Here is a 19,634-nt window from a genome sequence, read left to right on the forward strand (position 1 = left end):
GACACGACACGACCGACCGCACCACGACCGGGCACGACGTGACCGGACACGACGCGAGCGACCGCACCACGACCGGACACGACACGACCGGACGCCCCACCGCCGACAAGACCATGACCTGCGACGAGGTGGTGGGGCGGCTGCGCAGCGGGATGACCCTCGGCATCGGCGGCTGGGGCTCGCGCCGCAAGCCCATGGCGCTGGTGCGGGCCCTGCTGCGGTCCGAGGTCACCGACCTGACCGTGATCACGTACGGCGGCCCGGACGTGGGCCTGCTCGCCGCCGCCGGGCGGATCCGCCGACTGGTGACGGCCTTCGCCACCCTCGACAGCATCCCGCTCGAACCGCACTTCCGGGCCGCCCGGGAAAGCGGCGCGTTCGAGCTCACCGAGCTCGACGAGGCGATGTTCATGTGGGGGCTGCACGCGGGCGCCAACCGGCTGCCGTTCCTGCCGGTCCGGGCCGGCCTCGGCTCCGACGTGATGCGGGTCAACCCCGAGCTGCGCACGGTCACCTCGCCCTACGCCGACGGCGAGGAGTTCGTCGCCGTCCCGGCGCTGCGCATGGACGCCGCCCTGGTCCACCTCAACCGCGCCGACCGGCTCGGCAACGGCCAGTACCTGGGCCCCGACCCGTACTTCGACGACCTGTTCTGCGAGGCCGCCGACACCGCGTACGTCTCCTGCGAACGGCTCGTGGAGACCTCGGAACTGGCCAAGGCCGGACCGCCGCAGTCCCTGCTGGTGAGCCGGCACAGCGTCACCGGGGTCGTGGAGACCCCGAACGGCGCGCACTTCACCTCCTGCGTGCCCGACCACGGCCGCGACGAGGCCTTCCAGCGGCTGTACGCGAGCACGCCGTGGGACGAGTTCGCGGCCCGCTTCCTGTCGGGCCCGACCGAGGGCGACTACCAGCGGGCCGTGCGGGCCTGGAGCGAGGAGCGGCGATGAGTGCGGCGACGGCCGTGACCCGGGCGGAGTACTGCGTGATCGCCTGCGCGGAGGCGTGGCGGGGGGACGGGGAGGTGCTGGCGAGCCCGATGGGCCTGATCCCGTCGCTCGGGGCGCGGCTGGCCCGCCGTACGTTCTCCCCCGACCTGCTGATGACCGACGGCGAGGCGATGCTGGTCGGCCCCGACGGGACGACCGTGGAGGGCTGGCTGCCGTACCGGCGCCATCTGGCGATGGTCACCGGCGGGCGGCGGCACGTGATGATGGGCGCCTCCCAGATCGACCGGTACGGCAACCAGAACATCTCCTGCATCGGCGACTGGCAGCGGCCGGCCCGGCAGCTGCTCGGGGTGCGCGGGGCACCGGTCAACACCCTCAACAACCCGGTCAGTTACTGGATCCCCCGGCACTCGCCCCGGGTGTTCGTCGAGCGCGTGGACATGGTCTCGGGCGTGGGCTACGACCGGGCGGCGGCGGCCGGGCCGTCGGCGAGCCGCTTCCACCGCATCCCGCGGGTGGTGTCGAACCTCGGGGTCTTCGACTTCGCCACGGCCGACCGGTCGATGCGGATCGTCTCGCTGCACCCGGGGGTCACGCTGGCGCAGGTGCGGGAGGCCACCGGCTTCCCGCTGGCCCTCACCGGCGTCGGCGACCACGCCGGCGACGGCGGCAGCAGCGGCCGGGGCAGCGGCGAGGTGCCGGTCACCCGGGAGCCGACCGCCGCGGAACTGCGGCTGATCCGCGAGGAGCTGGACCCGCGCGGGGCCCGCGAGCGGGAGGTCCCGGCCTGATGGAGACCGCGCTGACCCGGCTCGTCGGGTGCGAGCACCCGGTCGTGCAGACCGGGATGGGCTGGGTGGCCGGGCCCCGGCTGGTGTCGGCGGCCGTCAACGCCGGCGCCCTGGGCATCCTGGCCTCCGCGACGATGACCCTGGAGCAACTGCGGTCGGCGGTGCGCGAGGTGCGCTCCCGTACGGACGGCCGGCCGTTCGGGGTGAACCTGCGCGCCGACGCCGGGGACGCGGACCTGCGCGCCGCTCTGATCGTCGAGGAGGGGGTGCGGGTCGCGTCCTTCGCGCTGGCGCCGTCGCGGGAGCTGATCGCGCGCCTGAAGGACGCGGGCGTGGTGGTCGTCCCCTCGGTCGGGGCCCGCCGGCACGCCGAGAAGGTCGCGGCCTGGGGCGCCGACGCGGTGATCGTGCAGGGCGGCGAGGGCGGCGGGCACACCGGCGAGGTGGCCACGACCGTGCTGCTGCCGCAGGTCGTGGACGCCGTCGACATCCCTGTGGTGGCGGCGGGCGGCTTCCACGACGGGCGCGGCCTGGTGGCCGCGCTGGCGTACGGGGCGGCCGGGGTGGCGATGGGCACCCGGTTCCTGCTGACCTCGGACTCGACGGTGCCGGACGCGGTCAAGGCGCGCTATCTGGCGGCCACCGTCAAGGACGTCACGGTCACCGACGCGGTGGACGGGCTGCCGCACCGGATGCTGCGCACCGAGCTGGTGGAGTCCCTGGAACGGGCGGGCCGGGCCGCGGGGCTGCTGCGGGCGGTACGGCACGCGGCGGGCTTCCGGAAGCTGTCGGGCCTGTCGTGGGCGCAGTTGGTGCGCGACGGGCTGGCGATGAAGCACGGCAAGGACCTGACCTGGGGTCAGGTGCTGCTCGCCGCGAACACCCCCATGTTGTTGAAGGCGTCCATGGTCGAGGGCCGCACCGACCTCGGCGTCATGGCATCCGGCCAGGTCGCGGGCGTGATCGAGGACCTTCCGTCGTGCGCGGAGCTCGTCGCCCGGGTGATGGCCGAGGCACAGCAGGCACTTCAGACACTGCCGAGGAGCTGACCGTATGAGAGACGAGAGACCTACCCCTGTCCGTGCCGGTGCCGGTGCCGGTGCCGGTGCCGGTGCTGGTGCCGTGCGGGGCCGGCGGCGGGCGCTGGCCGCCGGGGCGGCCCTGGCCGTGGCCCTGTCCGCGGGGGTGCTGCCCGCCGCCGCGGCCGAGACCGCGCCCCGGCAGCACCGGGCGGCCACCGCGACCGCGGCGACCACGTCCACGACGGCGGCAGCGACCGCGACCGCGACCGCGACCGCGACCGCGACCGCTGAAACGATCCGCCGGATCCCCCTGCAGGGCGCCGTCAACGCCCGAGACCTGGGCGGCTACCGCACCTGGACCGGCGGGCAGGTCCGCCACGGCCTGGTCCACCGCTCCGACGCGCTCGGCAAGCTGACCGACGCCGACCTGACGACGGTCGCCGGCCTGCGGCTGGCGACCGTCGTGGACTTCCGCATCCCGCTGGAGGTCCGCTACGACGGGGCCGACCGGCTCCCGGCCGGGCCGGCCGCCGTCTCCCGCCCGGTCAGCGACAACGGCCTGTACGCGACGACGCTCGCCGCGATCGCCAGTGGCGACCCGGTCCAGCAGGAGCGGATGCTCGGCGGCGGGCGGGCGGAGGCGTTCATGCTGGACGTCTACCGCACGTTCGTCACCAGCGCCGAGAACCGGGCGCAGTTCGGCGCGACGCTGCGCCAGCTCGCCGACGACGGGCAGGGGCCGCTGCTGTTCCACTGCACGTCCGGCAAGGACCGCACCGGCTGGCTGTCGTACGTGCTGCTGCGGGCGCTGGCGGTGCCGGAGGAGGCCGCCCGGGGCGACTACCTGGCCTCCAACGGCTTCCGGGCCGCCTACGACGCCCAGGTCCGGGCCGGGCTGAAGCAGTCGGGGCGGATGCAGAACCCGGATCTGCTGATCCCGGTGCAGGAGGTCAGGCCGGCCTATCTGGATGCCGCGCTGGCCCAGGTGGAGGCCGACTTCGGCGGGTTGTACGGGTACCTGACCGAGGGGCTGGGGCTGAGCCTGGCGGACCTGGTGCGGCTGCAGCGCAAGCTCGTGCGCTGAGGCCGGGGCGGGGCCGCCCGCACAGCGGCGCGGCCTCGTGCCCGCGGGGCGCCCCGGTCCGGGGCGCCCCGACCCCCTGCATCCGCTACAGCCGCTACAGCCGCTACAGCCGCTACAGCCGCTACAGCCGCTCGATGATCGTCACATTGGCCTGGCCGCCGCCCTCGCACATCGTCTGGAGCCCGAAGCGGCCGCCCGTGCGCTCCAGTTCGTGCAGGAGCGTGGTCATCAGCCGGGCGCCGGTGGCGCCCAGCGGGTGGCCCAGGGCGATGGCGCCGCCGTTGACGTTGACCTTGTCCGGGTCGGCGCCGGTCTCCTTCAGCCAGGCCAGGACGACGGGGGCGAAGGCCTCGTTGATCTCGACCAGGTCGATGTCGTCCAGGGTCAGGCCGGTCTTCTTCAGGGCGTGGGCGGTGGCCGGGATCGGGGCCGACAGCATCCGGATCGGGTCCTCGCCGCGCACCGACAGGTGGTGGACGCGGGCCCGCGGGGTCAGCCCGTGCTCGGTCACGGCCCGTTCGCTCGCCAGCAGCAGGGCCGCGGCGCCGTCGGAGACCTGGGAGGAGACGGCCGCGGTGATGGTGCCGCCCTCGACGACCGGGGCGAGCGCGGCCATCTTCTCCAGGGTGGTGTCCCGGCGCGGCCCCTCGTCCGCGGCCACGTCGCCGTAGGGGGCGATCTCGCGCGCGAAGCGGCCCTCGTCGAGCGCGCGCAGCGCCCGCCGGTGGGAGCGCAGGGCGAACTCCTCCATGTCGGTACGGGAGATGCCCCACTTGCGGGCGATCAGCTCGGCCCCGTGGAACTGGTTGACCGGCTGGTCGCCGTAGCGGGCCCGCCAGCCCCGCGAGCCGGCGTAGGGGCCCTCGGTGAAGCCGAGCGGTTCGCCGGCCTGCCGGGAGGCGAAGGCGATGGGGATCATGGACATGTTCTGGGTGCCGCCCGCGACCACCAGGTCCTGGGTGCCCGAGAGCACGCCCTGGGCCGCGAAGTGCACGGCCTGCTGGGAGGACCCGCACTGCCGGTCGACGGTGACCCCGGGCACCTCCTCGGGCAGGCCGGCCGCCAGCCAGCAGGTCCGTGCGATGTCGCCGGCCTGCGGGCCGACGGTGTCCACGCAGCCGAACACGACGTCCTCGACGGCGGCCGGGTCCACCCCGGAGCGTTCCACCAGGGCCGCGAGGACATGGGCCCCGAGGTCGGCCGGGTGGACCTGGGACAGGCCCCCCTTGCGCCGGCCCACCGGGGTGCGGACGGCTTCGACGATGTAGGCCTCGGGCATGGCGGGGACTCCTCGGGTGAAGGGCCGGTGTCAGGGGCGTACGGCGATCCCGTCCAGCACCATCGACAGGTACTGGCGGGCGATCTCCTCGGGACTGTGCTGGCCGCCCGGCCGGTACCAGGACGCCGCGACCCACACCGTGTCGCGGACGAACCGGTAGGTGAGGCGGATGTCGAGGTCGCGGCGGAAGACCTGGGCGGCGACCCCGCGTTCCAGCGTCCCCAGCCACGCCTTCTCGAACTTCACCTGCGAGTCGGAGAGGTAGTGGAAGCGGGGCTGGGCGGACAGGGTGCGGGCCTCCTTCTGGTAGATCGCGACGGCGGCGCGGTGCCGGTCGATCTCGCGGAAGGACTCGGTGACGAGGGCCTCGATGGTCTCGCGGGGGCCGAGACCGGCCGCGAGGACCGCGTCGTAGCCCGCCCAGAGCTCGCCCAGGAACGTGGAGAGGATCTCGTCGAGCATCGATTCCTTGGAATCGAAGTGGTAGTAGAGGCTGCCGGCGAGCATGCCGGCCGCGTCGGCGATCTTGCGGACGGTGGTGGCGTTGTAGCCCTGCGCGGCGAACACCTCGGCGGCTGTGTCCAGGAGTTCCCGGCGGCGTTCCGCGGAGGGCGTCACCTGCGCGTTCTTCTTGTTCGTTGGCACGTGACCATTGTCGGGTCAGGCCCGCTGGCTGCTGACGGAGACCGTCTCGCCGGTCATGTACGAGGCGTAGCCGCTGGCCAGGAACACGATGACGTTGGCGACCTCCCACGGCTCGGCGTACCGGCCGAAGGCCTCCCGGGCGGTCAGTTCCTCCAGCAGTTCCGCCGAGGTGACCTTCACCAGGTGCGGGTGCATGGCCAGGCTCGGCGCGACGGCGTTGACGCGGACGCCGAAGGCGGCGGCCTCGACGGCGGCGCACCGGGTCAGCGCCATCACCCCGGCCTTGGCCGCGGCGTAGTGGGCCTGGCCGGCCTGGGCGCGCCAGCCGACGACGGAGGCGTTGTTGACGACGACTCCGCCGCGGCCGGCCGCGCGCATCGAGCGCAGGGCGGCGCGGGTGCAGCGGAAGGTGCCGTTCAGGGTGACGTCGAGGACCGTGGACCACTGCTCGTCGGTCATGTCGGCGAGTGCGGCGGTGCCGCCGAGGCCGGCGTTGTTGACCACGACGTCGAGCCGGCCGTGGAGGTGTTCGGCGTGCGCGAACAGGGCCTGGACCTGGGCCTCGTCGGTGACGTCGCAGGGCAGCGAGGAGACGGCGTCGGCGCCGTACTGCGCGGCGAGGGCGGTCTCGGTCTCCTTCAGCCGGCGCGCGTGGGCGTCGCCGATGACGATCCGGGCCCCCTCCTCCAGGAACCGGCGGGCGGTGGCGCCCCCGATCCCGGCCCCGGCGGCGGCGGTGATGACGGCGGTCCGGCCGGACAGCAGGCCGTGGCCCGGTACGTACTCGACGCTGCTCATGCCGGTACGTTAACCTGCCAAACGCTTGTTAGGGAAGCAGACGGGAGCTGCCGATGGACCTCACGCCCACCCCGGAGGTGACGGCCTTCCGGGAGGAGGCCCGGGCCTGGCTGCGCGCGCACGTCCCCGCCCGGCCCCTGCCCTCCCTGGAGACCGCGGAGGGCTTCGCCGCCCACCGCGCCTGGGAGGCCCGGCTGTCCGCGGCCCGCTGGTCGGTGGTGTCCTGGCCCGAGCGGTACGGCGGCCGCGGCGCGGACCTGGAGCGGTGGCTGGTGTTCGAGGAGGAGTACTGGGCGGCGGGCGCGCCCGGCCGGGTCTCGCAGAACGGCATCAGCCTGCTGGCGCCGACCCTGTTCGACCACGGCACCGAGGAGCAGCGCGCCCGCGTCCTGCCGCCCATGGCGTCCGGCGAGGTCGTCTGGGCCCAGGCCTGGTCCGAGCCCGAGTCCGGCTCCGACCTCGCCTCGCTGCGGTCGAAGGCGGTGCGCACCGAGGGCGGCTGGCTGCTGTCGGGGCACAAGACGTGGTCCTCGCGGGCGGCCTTCGCCGACCGGGCCTTCGGCATCTTCCGCACCGACCCGCAGCCGGCCGCCGCGGGCCGGCCGCACCGGGGGCTGACGTACCTGATGTTCGACCTGCGGGCGCCGGGCGTGACGGTGCGGCCCATCGGGCGCCTGGACGGCAAACCGGCCTTCGCCGAGCTCTTCCTCGACGAGGTCTTCGTCCCCGACGAGGACGTGATCGGCGAGGTCGGCGAGGGCTGGCGGATCGCGATGTCGACGACGGGCGACGAGCGGGGGCTGACCCTGCGCGCGCCCGGCCGCTTCCTCGCCGCCGCCGACCGGCTGGTGCGGCTGTGGCGCGGGCGCGAGGGCGGGGCCGCGGACACCGCGCTGCGCGACCGGGTGGCGGACGCGGTGGTGGGGGCGCGGGCGTACGAGCTGTTCACGTGGGCCTCGGCCGCGCGGATCGCGGCGGGCCGGGCGGCCGGTGCCGAGTCCAGCCTGAACAAGGTGTTCTGGTCGGAGTACGACATCGCCCTGCACGAGACGGCGCTGGACCTGCTCGGCGCGGACGGCGAACTGGAGGGGACCGACTGGGCCGAGCCGTACGTGTTCGCGCTGGCCGGACCGATCTACGCCGGCACGAACGAGATCCAGCGCGACATCATCGCCGAGCGGCTGCTCGGCCTTCCGAAGGGCCGCCGCTGATGCGCTTCCTGCTGACCGACGAGCAGTCCGACCTGGCCCGTACCCTCGCGTCGCTGCTGGCCGCCTCGGACGTGCCGGGCGTGGCGCGGGCCTGGGCGGCGGGGGACCTCGCGCCCGGCCGGGCGCTGTGGGCGCGCCTGGCGAAGGCCGGCCTGTTCGCGCTGGCCGTCCCCGAGGAGCACGAGGGGCTGGGGCCGCTGCCGGTGGAGCTGGCGGTGGCCTTCGTCGAGCTGGGCCGGTACGGCGTACCGGGGCCGCTGGTGGAGACGGTGGCCGCGGCGGCGCTGCTGCCGGCGGAGCACCTGCCGGCGCTGGCCGCGGGCGACCTGGCGGCCACGCTGACGCTGCCGGGCGGGAGTCCGTACGCGCTCGACCCGCACGCGGCGGCGCTGGTCCTGACGGTCTCGGCGCAGGGCGGGCTGTACGCGGCGCCCGGCCACGGGGAGCCGCTCCCCTCGATGGACCCGGCCCGCCGGCTGGCCGTGCCGGCGGCGGGCGGCGCCCTGCTGGCCACCGGCGTACCGACGGCCGAGGCGCTGCGCCGGGCGAGGCTGCTGACGGCCGCCCAGGCGCTGGGGGTGGGCCAGGCGCTGCTGGAGCGGACGGTGGCCTACGTCAAGCAGCGCACCCAGTTCGGGACCCCGGTCGGGGCGTTCCAGGCGGTCAAGCACCGGCTGGCGGACACCTTGCTGGCGCTGGAGTTCGCCCGGCCGCTGGTGTTCGGGGCGGCCGTGACGACGGCGGACGGCGATGTCGCCGCGGCCAAGCTGGCCGCGGGCGGGGCGGCGTACCGGGCGGCCCGCACGGCGCTCCAGCTGCACGGTGCCGTCGGCTACACGCAGGAGCTGGAGCTGTCGCTGTGGCTGCGCAAGGCCCGGCCGCTGCGGGACGCGTGGGGCACGCCCGCGCAGTGCCGGGCCGAGGTGCTCGCCCGCTACGGGGAGGCGGGCAGGACGGCCACCGCGAGGCTGACGACGTAGGCCTCCTCGACGGTCCCGTCGGCCCGCGCCGGCCCGCCGGGAGCCAGCAGCCGCTCCCGCTCGGCGGCGACGAAGGCGCGGGTGCGCTCCTCGCCCAGGGTGAGGAACGCCGAGTGGCTGGAGAGGTTGGCCAGGTGGGTGCCGAGGGGGACGCGGCGCGACCACGGCACCTTGCGGGTGGCGAAGCCGAGGCCGGCGGGCAGCAGCCGGAAGGCGTCCTGCGCCGCGTCGCCGGTGACGCGGAAGAAGTCCCGCAGCCGCGCCTCCTGGCCAGCGATCCACGGCACCCGGGGGTCCAGGTCGTTCCACCACAGGGCCAGCGCCCCGCCGGGGCGCAGCACCCGGCGGGCCTCGGGCACGGACCGCTGCGGGTCGGTCCAGTGCCAGGCCTGGGCGTAGGTCAGCAGGTCGAAGGCGCCGGTGGCCAGCGGCAGCCGGTCGCCGTCGCCGCGCACCAGGGGGACGTCCGGGTGGGCGCGGCGGAACTGGGCGGCCATCGCCTCGCCGGGCTCCACCGCGAGGACCCGCGCCCCGCGGGCGTGCAGCAGCCCGGTCGCGATGCCCGTGCCGGCCCCCACGTCGGCCACCCGGGCGCCGCGCAGCGGCCGGGCCGCCAGCTCCTCGACGGCGTCGAACAGGGCGGGCGGGTAGGCGGGGCGGTTGGCGGCGTAGAGCGCGGCGGCGGTGTCGAAGGAGCGGGCCCGGGTGCGGTGGGCGGTGGTCATGCCCCCATCCTCAGGCCGCCGATGTACCGCCGTCGACGGCGAATTCGGCGCCGGTGACGTACGAGGAGGCGTCCGAGCACAGGAACACCACCAGGCTGCCGACCTCCTCGGGCCGGCCCATCCGGCCGAGCGGCACGTGCGACCAGTCCCGGCCCGCGACCGCGTCGGCCACCATCGGGGTGTCGATGGCGCCCGGGTGGACGGAGTTGACCCGGATCCGGTCGGGGGCCAGGTCCAGGGCGGCGGAGCGGGTGAGGCCGCGCAGGGCGAACTTGGTGGAGCCGTACGCGGCGTGGCCGCGGATGCCGACCAGTCCGGCGGTGGAGGAGATGTTGACGACGGACCCGCCGCCGGCGGCGCGGAGCGCCGGGGCCACCGCCCGGATGCCGAGGAAGGGGCCGAGGAGGTTGACCCGCAGCAGTTCCTCGAAGCCTTCCAGGCTCTGCTGCTCGACGGGGGCGGTGCGCCACAGGGCGGCGTTGTTGACGAGCGCGGAGAGGGTGCCGAAGGCGGCGAGGGCCTCGTCCACGACGTGCCGCCAGCTCGCGGCGCAGGTGACGTCGTGCCGGACGAACAGAGCCTGCTCCCCCAGCTCGGCGGCGACCGCCCGCCCCTCCTCCTCGCGCACGTCGGTGACCACGACCCGGGCTCCCGCCCCGGCGCACAGCCGGGCCTCGGCGGCGCCTTGGCCGCGGGCGGCACCGGTGACGAGGACGACCTTGCCGGCCAGTGGGATCACGGTGCCTCCGGTGCGAGAGGGGCGAGAGGGAGGTGCGAAGGAGAGGGACGGCCACCACCCGCGCGGGCCGGCGGCGCGGCATACACCTAGCAGCGGCGGCGTGAGGACGGAAGGCCCGCGGCCCCGTCAGCGGCGCGCAGCCCCCGCGGCCCGCTTGGATGGGGGCATGACGACGAACAACTGGGCGGCGTTCGAGGCCGCCGAGCCGGCCTTCGCCAGGACGGTGCGCGACCGCTTCGGCAGGTACCCGCACCACGTCCTGGCCACCTTGCGCAAGGACGGCTCCCCCCGGGTGAGCGGCCTGAACGTGGACATCCGAGGCGGCGAGCTGTGGCTGGGCATGATGGCGGGCTCGATGAAGGCGGTCGACCTGCGCCGCGACGGCCGCTTCGCCCTCCACAGCAACCCGGGCGAGGGCGCGACGATGCCCGACGGGGACGCCCGTGTCTCGGGGCGGGCGGTGGAGATCGTCGACCCGCCGGAGCTGCACCGCTACGCGGAGGAGGCCAACGCCCCCGACCAGCCGTTCCACCTGTTCCGCACCGAGCTGACCGAGGTGGTCCACACGGGCGTCGACGGCGAGGAGCTGGTGGTCCGCGTCTGGACCCCGGGCCGGGGCCTGCGCACGTTCCGCCGCGGCAACGACGACGAACCGGCCCGCGAGATCGACCCCCGCGCCCCCGGCCGCTGACGCGCCCGTCGGCCCGCCCGGCACGGCCCCGCCGTCGCCGGACCGGTCCGGGCACGCCACGGCGCCCGCCTCCCTGGTCGGGGACAGGCGGGCGCCGTGTCGAGTTCCGTACGCCCTTGTACGGACCGTTCGAGGGGTCCCGGCCGCGGCGGCCGGGCGGGTGGAGCGGGAATCAGACCGTCAGGGCGCGGTCGGTCGGCTTGACCGGGTACGGGAGGGTGCTGGTGCCGGTCAGGTAGCGGTCCACGCCGCGGGCGGCGGAGCGGCCCTCGGCGATGGCCCACACGATCAGCGACTGGCCGCGGCCGGCGTCGCCGGCGACGAAGACGCCCTCGACGTTGGTCGCGTAGGACGCGTCGCGGGCGACGTTGCCGCGCCCGTCGAGGTCCAGGCCGAACTGCTCCACCAGGCCGTTGGCCTGGTCGGTGCCGGTGAAGCCCATGGCCAGGGTGACCAGCTGCGCCGGGATGCGGCGCTCGGTGCCCGGGCGCTGGACCAGCTTGCCGTCCACGAAGTCGACCTCGACCAGGTGCAGGGCCTGGACGTTGCCGTCCTCGTCGCCCTCGAAGTGGGTGGTGGAGACGGAGTAGACCCGCTCGCCGCCCTCCTCGTGGGCCGAGGTGACCTTGTAGAGCATCGGGAAGGTCGGCCAGGGCTGGGTGACCGCGTCCCGCTCGTCGTTCGGGCGGGGCATGATCTCCAGCTGGGTGACCGACAGGGCGCCCTGGCGGTGGGCGGTGCCGACGCAGTCGGCGCCGGTGTCACCGCCGCCGATCACGACCACGTGCTTGCCCTCGGCCGTGATGGGCGGGGCGACGAAGTCGCCCTCCTGGACCTTGTTGGCCAGCGGCAGGTACTCCATCGCGAAGTGGACGCCCTTGAGGTCGCGGCCGGGGACCGGCAGGTCGCGGGAGACGGTGGCGCCCGCCGCGACGACCACCGCGTCGAACCGCTTGCGCAGGTCCGAGGCGGTGATGTCGCGGCCGACCTCGATGCCGGTGCGGAACTTGGTGCCCTCCGCGCGCATCTGCTCGATGCGGCGGTTGATGTGCCGCTTCTCCATCTTGAACTCGGGGATGCCGTAGCGCAGCAGGCCGCCGATGCGGTCCGCGCGCTCGTACACCACGACCGTGTGGCCGGCCCGGGTCAGCTGCTGCGCGGCGGCCAGACCCGCGGGGCCGGAGCCGATGACGGCGACGGTCTTGCCCGACAGGCGCTCGGGGACCTGCGGCACGACGCCGCCGTTGTCCCAGGCCTTGTCGATGATCGAGACCTCGACGTTCTTGATGGTGACGGCCGGCTGGTTGATGCCGAGCACGCACGCCGACTCGCACGGGGCCGGGCACAGCCGGCCGGTGAACTCCGGGAAGTTGTTCGTGGCGTGCAGCCGCTCCGACGCCGCCGACCAGTCCTCGCGGTAGGCGTAGTCGTTCCACTCCGGGATGAGGTTCCCCAGCGGGCAGCCGTTGTGGCAGAACGGGATGCCGCAGTCCATGCAGCGGCCGGCCTGCTTGCTGACGATCGGCAGCAGGGAGCCGGGGACGTAGACCTCGTTCCAGTCCTTCAGCCGCTCCTCGACGGGGCGGGAGCAGGCGGTCTGACGGGTGGTGGTGAGGAAGCCCTTCGGGTCAGCCATGGGTCGCCGCCTCCATCATCTTCTCGGTGGTCTCGGACTCGGAGAGTCCGGCCCGCTCAGCGGCGTCCTTGGCGGCGAGCACTGCCTTGTACGTGGTCGGGATGATCTTGCTGAACCGGGCCGCGGCCGCGTCCCAGTCGGCGAGGAGCCGCGCGGCCACGGTCGAGCCGGTCTCCTCCTCGTGGCGGCGCACCACGTCGTGCAGCCACTGCTTGTCGGTGTCGGACAGTTCCTCGACGGCGTCGAGGTTGCCGGCGTTGACGTTGTCCTTGTCCAGGTCGACGACGTACGCGACACCGCCGGACATGCCCGCCGCGAAGTTGCGGCCGGTCTCGCCCAGGACCACGGCCGTACCGCCGGTCATGTACTCGCAGCCGTGGTCGCCCACGCCCTCCGAGACGACCAGGGCACCGGAGTTGCGGACGCAGAAGCGCTCGCCGGTGCGGCCGCGCAGGAACATCTCGCCGCTGGTCGCGCCGTAGCCGATGGTGTTGCCCGCGATGGTGGAGTACTCGGCCAGGTGGTCGGCGCCGCGGTCGGGGCGGACCACGATCCGGCCGCCGGACAGGCCCTTGCCGACGTAGTCGTTGGCGTCGCCCTCCAGGCGCAGCGTGACGCCCTTGGGGACGAACGCGCCGAACGACTGGCCGGCGGAGCCGGTGAAGGTCAGGTCGATGGTGTCGTCGGGCAGGCCCGCACCGCCGAACTTCTTGGTGACCTCGTGGCCGAGCATGGTGCCGACCGTCCGGTTGATGTTGCGGATGGCGACCCGGGCGCGGACCGGCTGGGCCTGCTCGGCGGTCTCGGCGTTCAGCGCGTCCGCGGCCAGCTCGATCAGCTCGTTGTCGAGCGCCTTCTCCAGGCCGTGGTCCTGGGCGACCAGCGCGTGGCGGACGGCGCCCTCGGGCAGGTCCGGCACGTGGAACAGCGGCTCCAGGTCCAGGCCCTGCGCCTTCCAGTGGGACACGGCCCGGGAGGTGTCCAGCAGCTCGGCGTGGCCGACGGCCTCCTCCAGGGTGCGGAAGCCCAGCTCGGCGAGGAGCTCGCGGACCTCCTCGGCGATGAACTCGAAGAAGTTCACCACGAACTCCGCCTTGCCCGAGAAGCGCTCGCGCAGGACCGGGTTCTGGGTGGCGATGCCGACCGGGCAGGTGTCCAGGTGGCACACGCGCATCATCACGCAGCCGGAGACGACGAGCGGCGCGGTGGCGAAACCGAACTCCTCGGCGCCCAGCAGCGCGGCGATGACCACGTCGCGGCCGGTCTTGAGCTGGCCGTCGGTCTGCACGACGATCCGGTCGCGCAGGCCGTTGAGCAGCAGCGTCTGCTGCGTCTCGGCCAGGCCCAGCTCCCAGGGGCCGCCCGCGTGCTTGAGCGAGGTCAGCGGGGAGGCGCCCGTACCGCCGTCGTGGCCGGAGATCAGGACCACGTCCGCGTGCGCCTTGGAGACGCCCGCGGCGACCGTGCCGACGCCGACCTCGGAGACCAGCTTCACGTGGATGCGGGCGGCCGGGTTGGCGTTCTTGAGGTCGTGGATCAGCTGGGCCAGGTCCTCGATGGAGTAGATGTCGTGGTGCGGCGGCGGCGAGATCAGGCCGACGCCGGGCGTCGAGTGACGCGTCTTCGCGACCCACGGGTAGACCTTGTGGCCGGGCAGCTGGCCGCCCTCGCCGGGCTTGGCGCCCTGGGCCATCTTGATCTGGATGTCGTCCGCGTTGACCAGGTACTCGCTGGTGACGCCGAAGCGGCCGGAGGCGACCTGCTTGATGGCGGAGCGGCGCGCCGGGTCGTAGAGGCGCTCGGGGTCCTCGCCGCCCTCGCCGGTGTTGGACTTGCCGCCCAGCTGGTTCATGGCGACCGCGAGGGTCTCGTGCGCCTCCTGGGAGATGGAGCCGTACGACATGGCGCCCGTGGAGAAGCGCTTGACGATCTCGCTGACCGGCTCGACCTCGTCGAGGGGGATCGACGGGCGGTCCTCGGACTTGAAGCCGAACAGGCCGCGCAGCGTCATCAGGCGCTCGGACTGCTCGTTCACCCGGTCCGTGTACTTCTTGAAGATGTCGTACCGGCGGTTGCGGGTGGCGTGCTGGAGCCGGAAGACCGTCTCGGGGTCGAACAGGTGCGGCTCGCCCTCGCGGCGCCACTGGTACTCGCCGCCGATCTCCAGCGCGCGGTGCGCCGGGGCGATGCCGGAGGCCGGGTAGGCCTTGGCGTGGCGGGCGGCCACCTCCTTGGCGACGACGTCCAGGCCGGCGCCGCCGATCTTGGTGGCGGTGCCGTTGAAGTACGTGGCGACGAACTCCTCGTCGAGGCCGACGGCCTCGAAGACCTGGGCGCCGCGGTAGGAGGCGACGGTGGAGATGCCCATCTTGGACATGACCTTCAGCACGCCCTTGCCGAGGGCGTAGATCAGGTTCTTGATGGCCTTCTCGGGCTCGATGCCCTCGATGAAGGTGCCCGCGCGCAGCAGGTCCTCGACGGACTCCATCGCCAGGTACGGGTTGACGGCCGCGGCGCCGTAGCCGATGAGCAGGGCGACGTGGTGGACCTCGCGGACGTCACCGGCCTCGACCAGCAGGCCCACCTGGGTGCGCTGCTTGGTGCGGATGAGGTGGTGGTGGACGGCGGAGGTGAGCAGCAGCGACGGGATCGGCGCGTGCTCGGCGTCGGAGTGGCGGTCCGACAGGACGATCAGGCGGGCCCCGCCGGCGATCGCGGCGTCGGCCTCGGCGCAGATCTCGGCCAGGCGGGCGGCGAGCGCCTCGCCGCCGCCGGAGACCCGGTACAGGCCGGACAGGGTCGCGGCCTTCATGCCGGGCATGTCGCCGTCGGCGTTGATGTGGATGAGCTTGGCCAGCTCGTCGTTGTCGATCACCGGGAAGGGCAGGGTGACGCTGCGGCACGACGCGGCGGTCGGCTCCAGCAGGTTGCCCTCGGGGCCCAGGGAGGACACCAGCGAGGTGACGAGCTCCTCGCGGATGGCGTCCAGCGGCGGGTTGGTGACCTGCGCGAACAGCTGGGTGAAGTAGTCGAACAGCAGCCGCGGGCGCTCGGAGAGGGCCGCGATCGGCGAGTCGGTGCCCATGGAGCCGATCGGCTCGGCGCCGGTCCGGGCCATCGGCGCGAGGATGACGCGCAGTTCTTCCTCGGTGTAGCCGAAGGTCTGCTGGCGGCGGGTGACCGAGGCGTGGGTGTGCACGATGTGCTCGCGCTCGGGCAGGTCGGTCAGCTCGATCTCGCCGGCCTCCAGCCACTCCGCGTAGGGGGCGGCGTTCGCAAGCTCGGCCTTGATCTCGTCGTCCTCGATGATCCGCTTCTGGGCGGTGTCGACGAGGAACATCTTGCCGGGCTGCAGACGGCCCTTGCGGACGACCTTGGCCGGGTCGATGTCCAGGACGCCGACCTCGGAGGAGAGCACGACCAGGCCGTCGTCGGTGACCCAGTAGCGGCCGGGGCGCAGACCGTTGCGGTCGAGGACCGCGCCGACCTGGGTGCCGTCGGTGAAGGTGACGCAGGCCGGGCCGTCCCAGGGCTCCATCATCGTGGAGTGGTACTGGTAGAACGCGCGGCGGGCCGGGTCCATGGAGGTGTGGTTCTCCCACGCCTCCGGGATCATCATCAGCACACTGTGCGGCAGGCTGCGGCCGCCGAGGTGGAGCAGTTCCAGGACCTCGTCGAAGGAGGCCGAGTCGGAGGCGTCCGGGGTGCAGATCGGGAAGATCCGCTCCAGGGCGCCGTCTCCGAAGACGTCGGAGGCGAGCATGGACTCGCGGGCGGTCATCCAGTTCCGGTTGCCCTTGACGGTGTTGATCTCACCGTTGTGCGCGACGAACCGGTACGGGTGCGCCAGCGGCCAGCTCGGGAAGGTGTTGGTGGAGAACCGCGAGTGGACCAGGGCGATCGCGGAGGCGAAGCGGCGGTCGGACAGGTCCGGGAAGAAGGGCTCCAGCTGGCCCGTGGTGAGCATGCCCTTGTAGACGATGGTGCGGGCCGACAGCGACGGGAAGTAGGTGCCCGCCTCGCGCTCGGCGCGCTTGCGCAGCACGAAGGCCTTGCGGTCCAGCGCGATGCCGGTGGCGTCGCCGGCGGAGACGAAGAGCTGGGAGAACGCCGGCATGGTGGCGCGGGCGCCGTTGCCGAGCAGGTCCGGGGTGACCGGGACCTCGCGCCAGCCGAGGACCGTCAGGCCCTCCTCGGCGGCGATCGCCTCGATCTGCTCCACGGCGACGGCCTGTGCGGTGCCGTCGGCGGGGAGGAAGGCGATGCCGACGGCGTACGCGCCGGCGGCCGGGAGTTCGAAGCCGGCGACCTCGCGCAGGAAGGCGTCGGGGATCTGGGACAGGATGCCCGCACCGTCGCCGGAGTCCGGCTCGGAGCCGGTGGCGCCACGGTGCTCCAGGTTCCGCAGGACGGTCAGCGCCTGCTCGACGAGGGTGTGGCTGGCCTCTCCGGTGAGGTTCGCCACGAAGCCGACGCCGCAGGCGTCCTTCTCGTTGCGCGGGTCGTACATGCCCTGCGGGGCGGGGCGACCGTCCAGGGGCGACCAGGCGGTGGTGCTGAGGCCGGTCGCGGAGTGCGTGGATGCGGAACGCATCGGCTCTCCCGTCGTCGTCGTGGCATAGGTGCGTGCCGAGGGACGACGTTGGCCCTCTGCTGTGAAATTTCGTGCAGGTTACATGATGACGGCAATCCCGGGAACCGGATATCGCGTTCCATCATGCGGACACCGCACGGGCGGAAAGTGAGGAACCTTCGCAGGTGAGTCACGGGGCGAGGGTCCCGGCGCGAGCGCAGGCCTCATTGCCCGGGCGCTGAAGTGTCATGCCCGGCGGACACGGAATCGAAACCGCCGGTTAATGGAGGGCGGGCACGCGCGTGCGACTGCCCGCGGACCGCTCGTACTCTTACTACTTATGCAAGGCGCTGCATAGTATCTCAGCGTCGGACCGTCAGCCTAGGGCGGTACCGATCCAGCTGCCCAGGACGTACGTCACACCGGCGGCGGCGGCGCCCAGCAGCAGCTGCCGCAGGCCGCTGTACCACCAGCTGCGCGCGGTGACCCGGGCGACGACGGCGCCGCACAGGAACAGGCCCAGCAGGGCCAGCACGACGGCCGGCCAGAGCGCGGTGGCGCCCAGCAGGTACGGCAGCACGGGCAGCAGCGCGCCGAGCGCGAAGGACCCGAACGAGGAGGCGGCGGCGACCAGCGGCGACGGCAGGTCGTCGGGGTCGATGCCCAGCTCCTCGCGGGCGTGGATCTCCAGGGCCTGCTCGGGGTCGCGCGACAGCTGCATGGCCACCTCGCGGGCCAGCGCGGGGCTGACGCCGCGGGAGACGTACAGCTTCGCGAGCTCCTCCATCTCGTCCACCGGGTGCTTGCGCAACTGCTGGCGCTCCACGTCGAGTTCGGCGAGGACCAGCTCGCGCTGCGAGGCCACGGAGGTGTACTCGCCGGCGGCCATGGAGAAGGCGCCGGCGGCCAGTCCGGCGAGGCCGGTGACGACCACGACGGACGGGGCGACCGCGCCGCCGGCCACACCGGTCATCAGGGCGAGGTTGGAGACCAGGCCGTCCATCGCGCCGAACACGGCCGGGCGCAGCCAACCGCCGTTGACGTCACGGTGGGTGTGGTTGTCGCGGTGCGCCTCGTGCAGTGGTGCTTCGACGTCGATGATGGACATGGCAGAGCTCTCCCCTTGCGTACGGCCGGGTGCGCGCGGACACCCGCCCCCCTCGAACACCTCGAAACTACGCACGATTTCTGCCGCCCGCCAGCAAGGAAGGCCGTACTTACCAGGGCTTTTGCGCCTCGGCGACCGGGTGACGGGGGCGCGCGGGGGGTGTTTCGCGCACAGCGGCAAACGTCATCTCGTGGCACAAATCCCCCATGGGGCTGAGGACGGGTCCCACGACGTGGAGAGGCGCCGCCATGGAGCTGATCGCATGCAATCCGCAGGTCCTCCTGGAACGGGCCAGGGGGGCGCTGCTGGGACTCGCGGTGGGGGACGCGCTGGGGGCGCCGGCCGAGAACATGAAACCGTCCGAGATCCGGGCGCGCTGGGGCCGGATCGAGGGGTTCGTCCGCGAGGACCCGGCGGGCACGGACGACACGGAGTACGCCATCTTCTCGGGCCTGTTGCTGGCCCGGCACGGCTCGGCGCTGACCGTCTCGCACGTGGAACGGGCCTGGCACCACTGGATCGCGGACCTGGACGAGGGCCCGTTCCGCGGGGCGGGCTTCTCGGAGCGGGGCACCCTGGAGAACCTCCGCCGGGGCCTGGCGGCCCCGATCTCGGCGCAGCACCGCCACGCGTGGTCGGACGGGCTGGCCATGCGGGCGGCGCCGTTCGGGGTGTTCGCCGCCGGGCGGCCGGCGGAGGCGGCCCGGCTCGTCGCGATCGACGGCTCGGTCAGCCACGACGGCGAGGGCATCTACGGCGGCCAGGCGGTCGCGGCGGGCGTCGCGGCGGCCATGGCCGGCGGCAGCCCGGCCTCGGTGGTCTCGGCGGCACTGTCGGTGATCCCGTCCGACTCGTGGACCGCGCGGTCGCTGCGGCGGGCGGTCACCGCGGCGCCGCGGGGCGAACGGGCGGTGCGCTCGGCGGTGGTGATCGGCGGCTACCCCTGGACCGACCTGGCGCCGGAGGCGGTCGGCCTGGCCTTCGGGGCGTTCGCCGCGTGCGGCGGGGACTTCCGCGGCTCGGTGCTGACCGCCGTCAACATGGGCCGCGACGCCGACACCACCGCGGCGGTGGCGGGCGCCCTGGCCGGCGCCCTGCTGGGCACCCCGGCCATCCCCGCGGCCTGGGCCGCGGCCATCGGCCCGGTCCGGGGCACGTGCCTGCCGTCGATGCGCGGCCACCACGTCCTGGACATCGCGGCCCTGCTGACTCCGGAGCCCCTGCCGGGCTCCGTACCGAGGCCGAACCCCTGGCCGGCCCCCACCCGACCGGACCCGCCCTCCCGGACCGACCCGGTCCCGGCGGTCGCGGTCGCCGCCGCGGGGGAACCGCCGCGCGCGGCCGGACCGGGCGGAGACGGCGTGCCCGTCGGCCCGGGTATCCCGGTCCCTGCCGCGGGCGA

Annotated in this window: 16 protein-coding genes; 8 read left to right on the forward strand and 8 right to left on the reverse strand. The window is 73.9% G+C overall.

Features of this window, described 5'->3' with window-relative positions; genetic code table 11:
* Positions 1-113 precede the first annotated feature (113 nt).
* The 4 genes from LG632_RS18340 to LG632_RS18355 are packed head-to-tail and all read left to right on the forward strand — an operon-like array spanning position 114 to position 3,847.
* A complete protein-coding gene (locus tag LG632_RS18340; RefSeq protein ID WP_226728433.1) occupies positions 114-950 on the forward strand; it encodes a CoA transferase subunit A in 837 nt (278 codons plus the stop codon).
* Positions 947-1,741 carry a CoA-transferase subunit beta gene (locus LG632_RS18345; RefSeq protein ID WP_226728416.1) on the forward strand — a complete coding sequence of 265 codons (795 nt, stop codon included), beginning with the start codon at positions 947-949 and terminating at the stop codon, positions 1,739-1,741. The genes LG632_RS18340 and LG632_RS18345 overlap by 4 nt, the downstream gene beginning before the upstream one ends.
* Positions 1,741-2,790: an NAD(P)H-dependent flavin oxidoreductase gene (locus LG632_RS18350; RefSeq protein WP_226728417.1), complete on the forward strand. Its 1,050-nt coding sequence runs from the start codon at positions 1,741-1,743 to the stop codon at positions 2,788-2,790. Before LG632_RS18345 ends, LG632_RS18350 begins: the two co-directional genes overlap by 1 nt.
* A 4-nt stretch (positions 2,791-2,794) precedes the next feature.
* Positions 2,795-3,847: a tyrosine-protein phosphatase gene (locus LG632_RS18355; RefSeq protein WP_226728418.1), complete on the forward strand. Its 1,053-nt coding sequence runs from the start codon at positions 2,795-2,797 to the stop codon at positions 3,845-3,847.
* 121 nt (positions 3,848-3,968) lie between these two features.
* On the opposite strand, the gene LG632_RS18360 is transcribed toward LG632_RS18355, so the two are convergent.
* The 3 genes from LG632_RS18360 to LG632_RS18370 are packed head-to-tail and all read right to left on the reverse strand — an operon-like array spanning position 3,969 to position 6,569.
* Positions 3,969-5,126, reverse strand: coding sequence for an acetyl-CoA C-acetyltransferase (locus LG632_RS18360; protein WP_226728419.1), 1,158 nt, complete (start codon positions 5,124-5,126; stop codon positions 3,969-3,971).
* Positions 5,127-5,156: 30 nt separating this feature from the next.
* The gene (locus LG632_RS18365; RefSeq protein ID WP_226728420.1) at positions 5,157-5,771 is read right to left on the reverse strand and encodes a TetR/AcrR family transcriptional regulator; all 615 of its coding nucleotides are present in this window, start codon (positions 5,769-5,771) and stop codon (positions 5,157-5,159) included.
* 15 nt (positions 5,772-5,786) lie between these two features.
* Positions 5,787-6,569 (reverse strand): SDR family oxidoreductase, encoded by a 783-nt coding sequence (locus tag LG632_RS18370; RefSeq protein WP_226728421.1) that lies wholly within the window; start codon positions 6,567-6,569, stop codon positions 5,787-5,789.
* A 53-nt stretch (positions 6,570-6,622) separates the two neighbouring features.
* Between LG632_RS18370 and LG632_RS18375 the strand changes: the two genes are divergently transcribed.
* Positions 6,623-7,780 (forward strand): acyl-CoA dehydrogenase family protein, encoded by a 1,158-nt coding sequence (locus tag LG632_RS18375; RefSeq protein WP_226728422.1) that lies wholly within the window; start codon positions 6,623-6,625, stop codon positions 7,778-7,780.
* Positions 7,780-8,760, forward strand: coding sequence for an acyl-CoA dehydrogenase family protein (locus LG632_RS18380; RefSeq protein ID WP_226728423.1), 981 nt, complete (start codon positions 7,780-7,782; stop codon positions 8,758-8,760). Before LG632_RS18375 ends, LG632_RS18380 begins: the two co-directional genes overlap by 1 nt.
* On the opposite strand, the gene LG632_RS18385 is transcribed toward LG632_RS18380, so the two are convergent.
* Positions 8,715-9,485, reverse strand: a complete 771-nt coding sequence (locus LG632_RS18385) for a class I SAM-dependent methyltransferase (RefSeq protein WP_226728424.1) — start codon at positions 9,483-9,485, stop codon at positions 8,715-8,717. The two genes, LG632_RS18380 and LG632_RS18385, sit on opposite strands and share 46 nt — an antisense overlap.
* A 10-nt stretch (positions 9,486-9,495) precedes the next feature.
* On the reverse strand, positions 9,496-10,224 hold the full coding sequence (locus LG632_RS18390) for a glucose 1-dehydrogenase (RefSeq protein WP_226728425.1): 729 nt from the start codon (positions 10,222-10,224) through the stop codon (positions 9,496-9,498).
* Between the two features lie 166 nt (positions 10,225-10,390).
* On the opposite strand from LG632_RS18390, the gene LG632_RS18395 reads away from it, so the two are divergent.
* Entirely contained in the window at positions 10,391-10,915 is a 525-nt protein-coding gene (locus LG632_RS18395) for a pyridoxamine 5'-phosphate oxidase family protein (RefSeq protein WP_226728426.1), read from the forward strand.
* Between the two features lie 172 nt (positions 10,916-11,087).
* Here the strand turns inward: LG632_RS18395 and LG632_RS18400 are convergent, their stop codons facing one another.
* From LG632_RS18400 to LG632_RS18410, 3 genes are all read right to left on the reverse strand, one after another.
* Positions 11,088-12,551, reverse strand: coding sequence for a glutamate synthase subunit beta (locus LG632_RS18400; protein ID WP_226728427.1), 1,464 nt, complete (start codon positions 12,549-12,551; stop codon positions 11,088-11,090).
* Entirely contained in the window at positions 12,544-17,145 is a 4,602-nt protein-coding gene (gltB, locus tag LG632_RS18405) for a glutamate synthase large subunit (protein WP_226728428.1), read from the reverse strand. Before gltB ends, LG632_RS18400 begins: the two co-directional genes overlap by 8 nt.
* Positions 17,146-17,500: 355 nt before the next feature.
* Entirely contained in the window at positions 17,501-18,232 is a 732-nt protein-coding gene (locus LG632_RS18410) for a VIT1/CCC1 transporter family protein (protein ID WP_226728429.1), read from the reverse strand.
* 248 nt (positions 18,233-18,480) lie between these two features.
* Between LG632_RS18410 and LG632_RS18415 the strand changes: the two genes are divergently transcribed.
* A partial coding sequence (locus LG632_RS18415) for an ADP-ribosylglycohydrolase family protein (protein WP_226728430.1) occupies positions 18,481-19,634 on the forward strand: 1,154 nt, incomplete at its 3' end.

This window comes from Streptomyces antimicrobicus, from assembly GCF_020532625.1.
GTDB lineage: Bacteria > Actinomycetota > Actinomycetes > Streptomycetales > Streptomycetaceae > Streptomyces > Streptomyces antimicrobicus.

Excerpts from the sequence above, each read along its gene's own strand:
- LG632_RS18370 (WP_226728421.1), bottom strand. The coding sequence starts at position 6,569 with ATGAGCAGCGTCGAGTACGTACCGGGCCACGGCCTGCTGTCCGGCCGG.
- LG632_RS18375 (WP_226728422.1), top strand. The coding sequence starts at position 6,623 with ATGGACCTCACGCCCACCCCGGAGGTGACGGCCTTCCGGGAGGAGGCC.
- LG632_RS18385 (WP_226728424.1), bottom strand. The coding sequence starts at position 9,485 with ATGACCACCGCCCACCGCACCCGGGCCCGCTCCTTCGACACCGCCGCC.
- LG632_RS18380 (WP_226728423.1), top strand. The coding sequence starts at position 7,780 with ATGCGCTTCCTGCTGACCGACGAGCAGTCCGACCTGGCCCGTACCCTC.
- gltB (WP_226728428.1), bottom strand. The coding sequence starts at position 17,145 with ATGCGTTCCGCATCCACGCACTCCGCGACCGGCCTCAGCACCACCGCC.
- LG632_RS18340 (WP_226728433.1), top strand. The coding sequence starts at position 114 with ATGACCTGCGACGAGGTGGTGGGGCGGCTGCGCAGCGGGATGACCCTC.
- LG632_RS18400 (WP_226728427.1), bottom strand. The coding sequence starts at position 12,551 with ATGGCTGACCCGAAGGGCTTCCTCACCACCACCCGTCAGACCGCCTGC.
- LG632_RS18410 (WP_226728429.1), bottom strand. The coding sequence starts at position 18,232 with ATGTCCATCATCGACGTCGAAGCACCACTGCACGAGGCGCACCGCGAC.
- LG632_RS18350 (WP_226728417.1), top strand. The coding sequence starts at position 1,741 with ATGGAGACCGCGCTGACCCGGCTCGTCGGGTGCGAGCACCCGGTCGTG.
- LG632_RS18355 (WP_226728418.1), top strand. The coding sequence starts at position 2,795 with ATGAGAGACGAGAGACCTACCCCTGTCCGTGCCGGTGCCGGTGCCGGT.
- LG632_RS18395 (WP_226728426.1), top strand. The coding sequence starts at position 10,391 with ATGACGACGAACAACTGGGCGGCGTTCGAGGCCGCCGAGCCGGCCTTC.
- LG632_RS18345 (WP_226728416.1), top strand. The coding sequence starts at position 947 with ATGAGTGCGGCGACGGCCGTGACCCGGGCGGAGTACTGCGTGATCGCC.
- LG632_RS18360 (WP_226728419.1), bottom strand. The coding sequence starts at position 5,126 with ATGCCCGAGGCCTACATCGTCGAAGCCGTCCGCACCCCGGTGGGCCGG.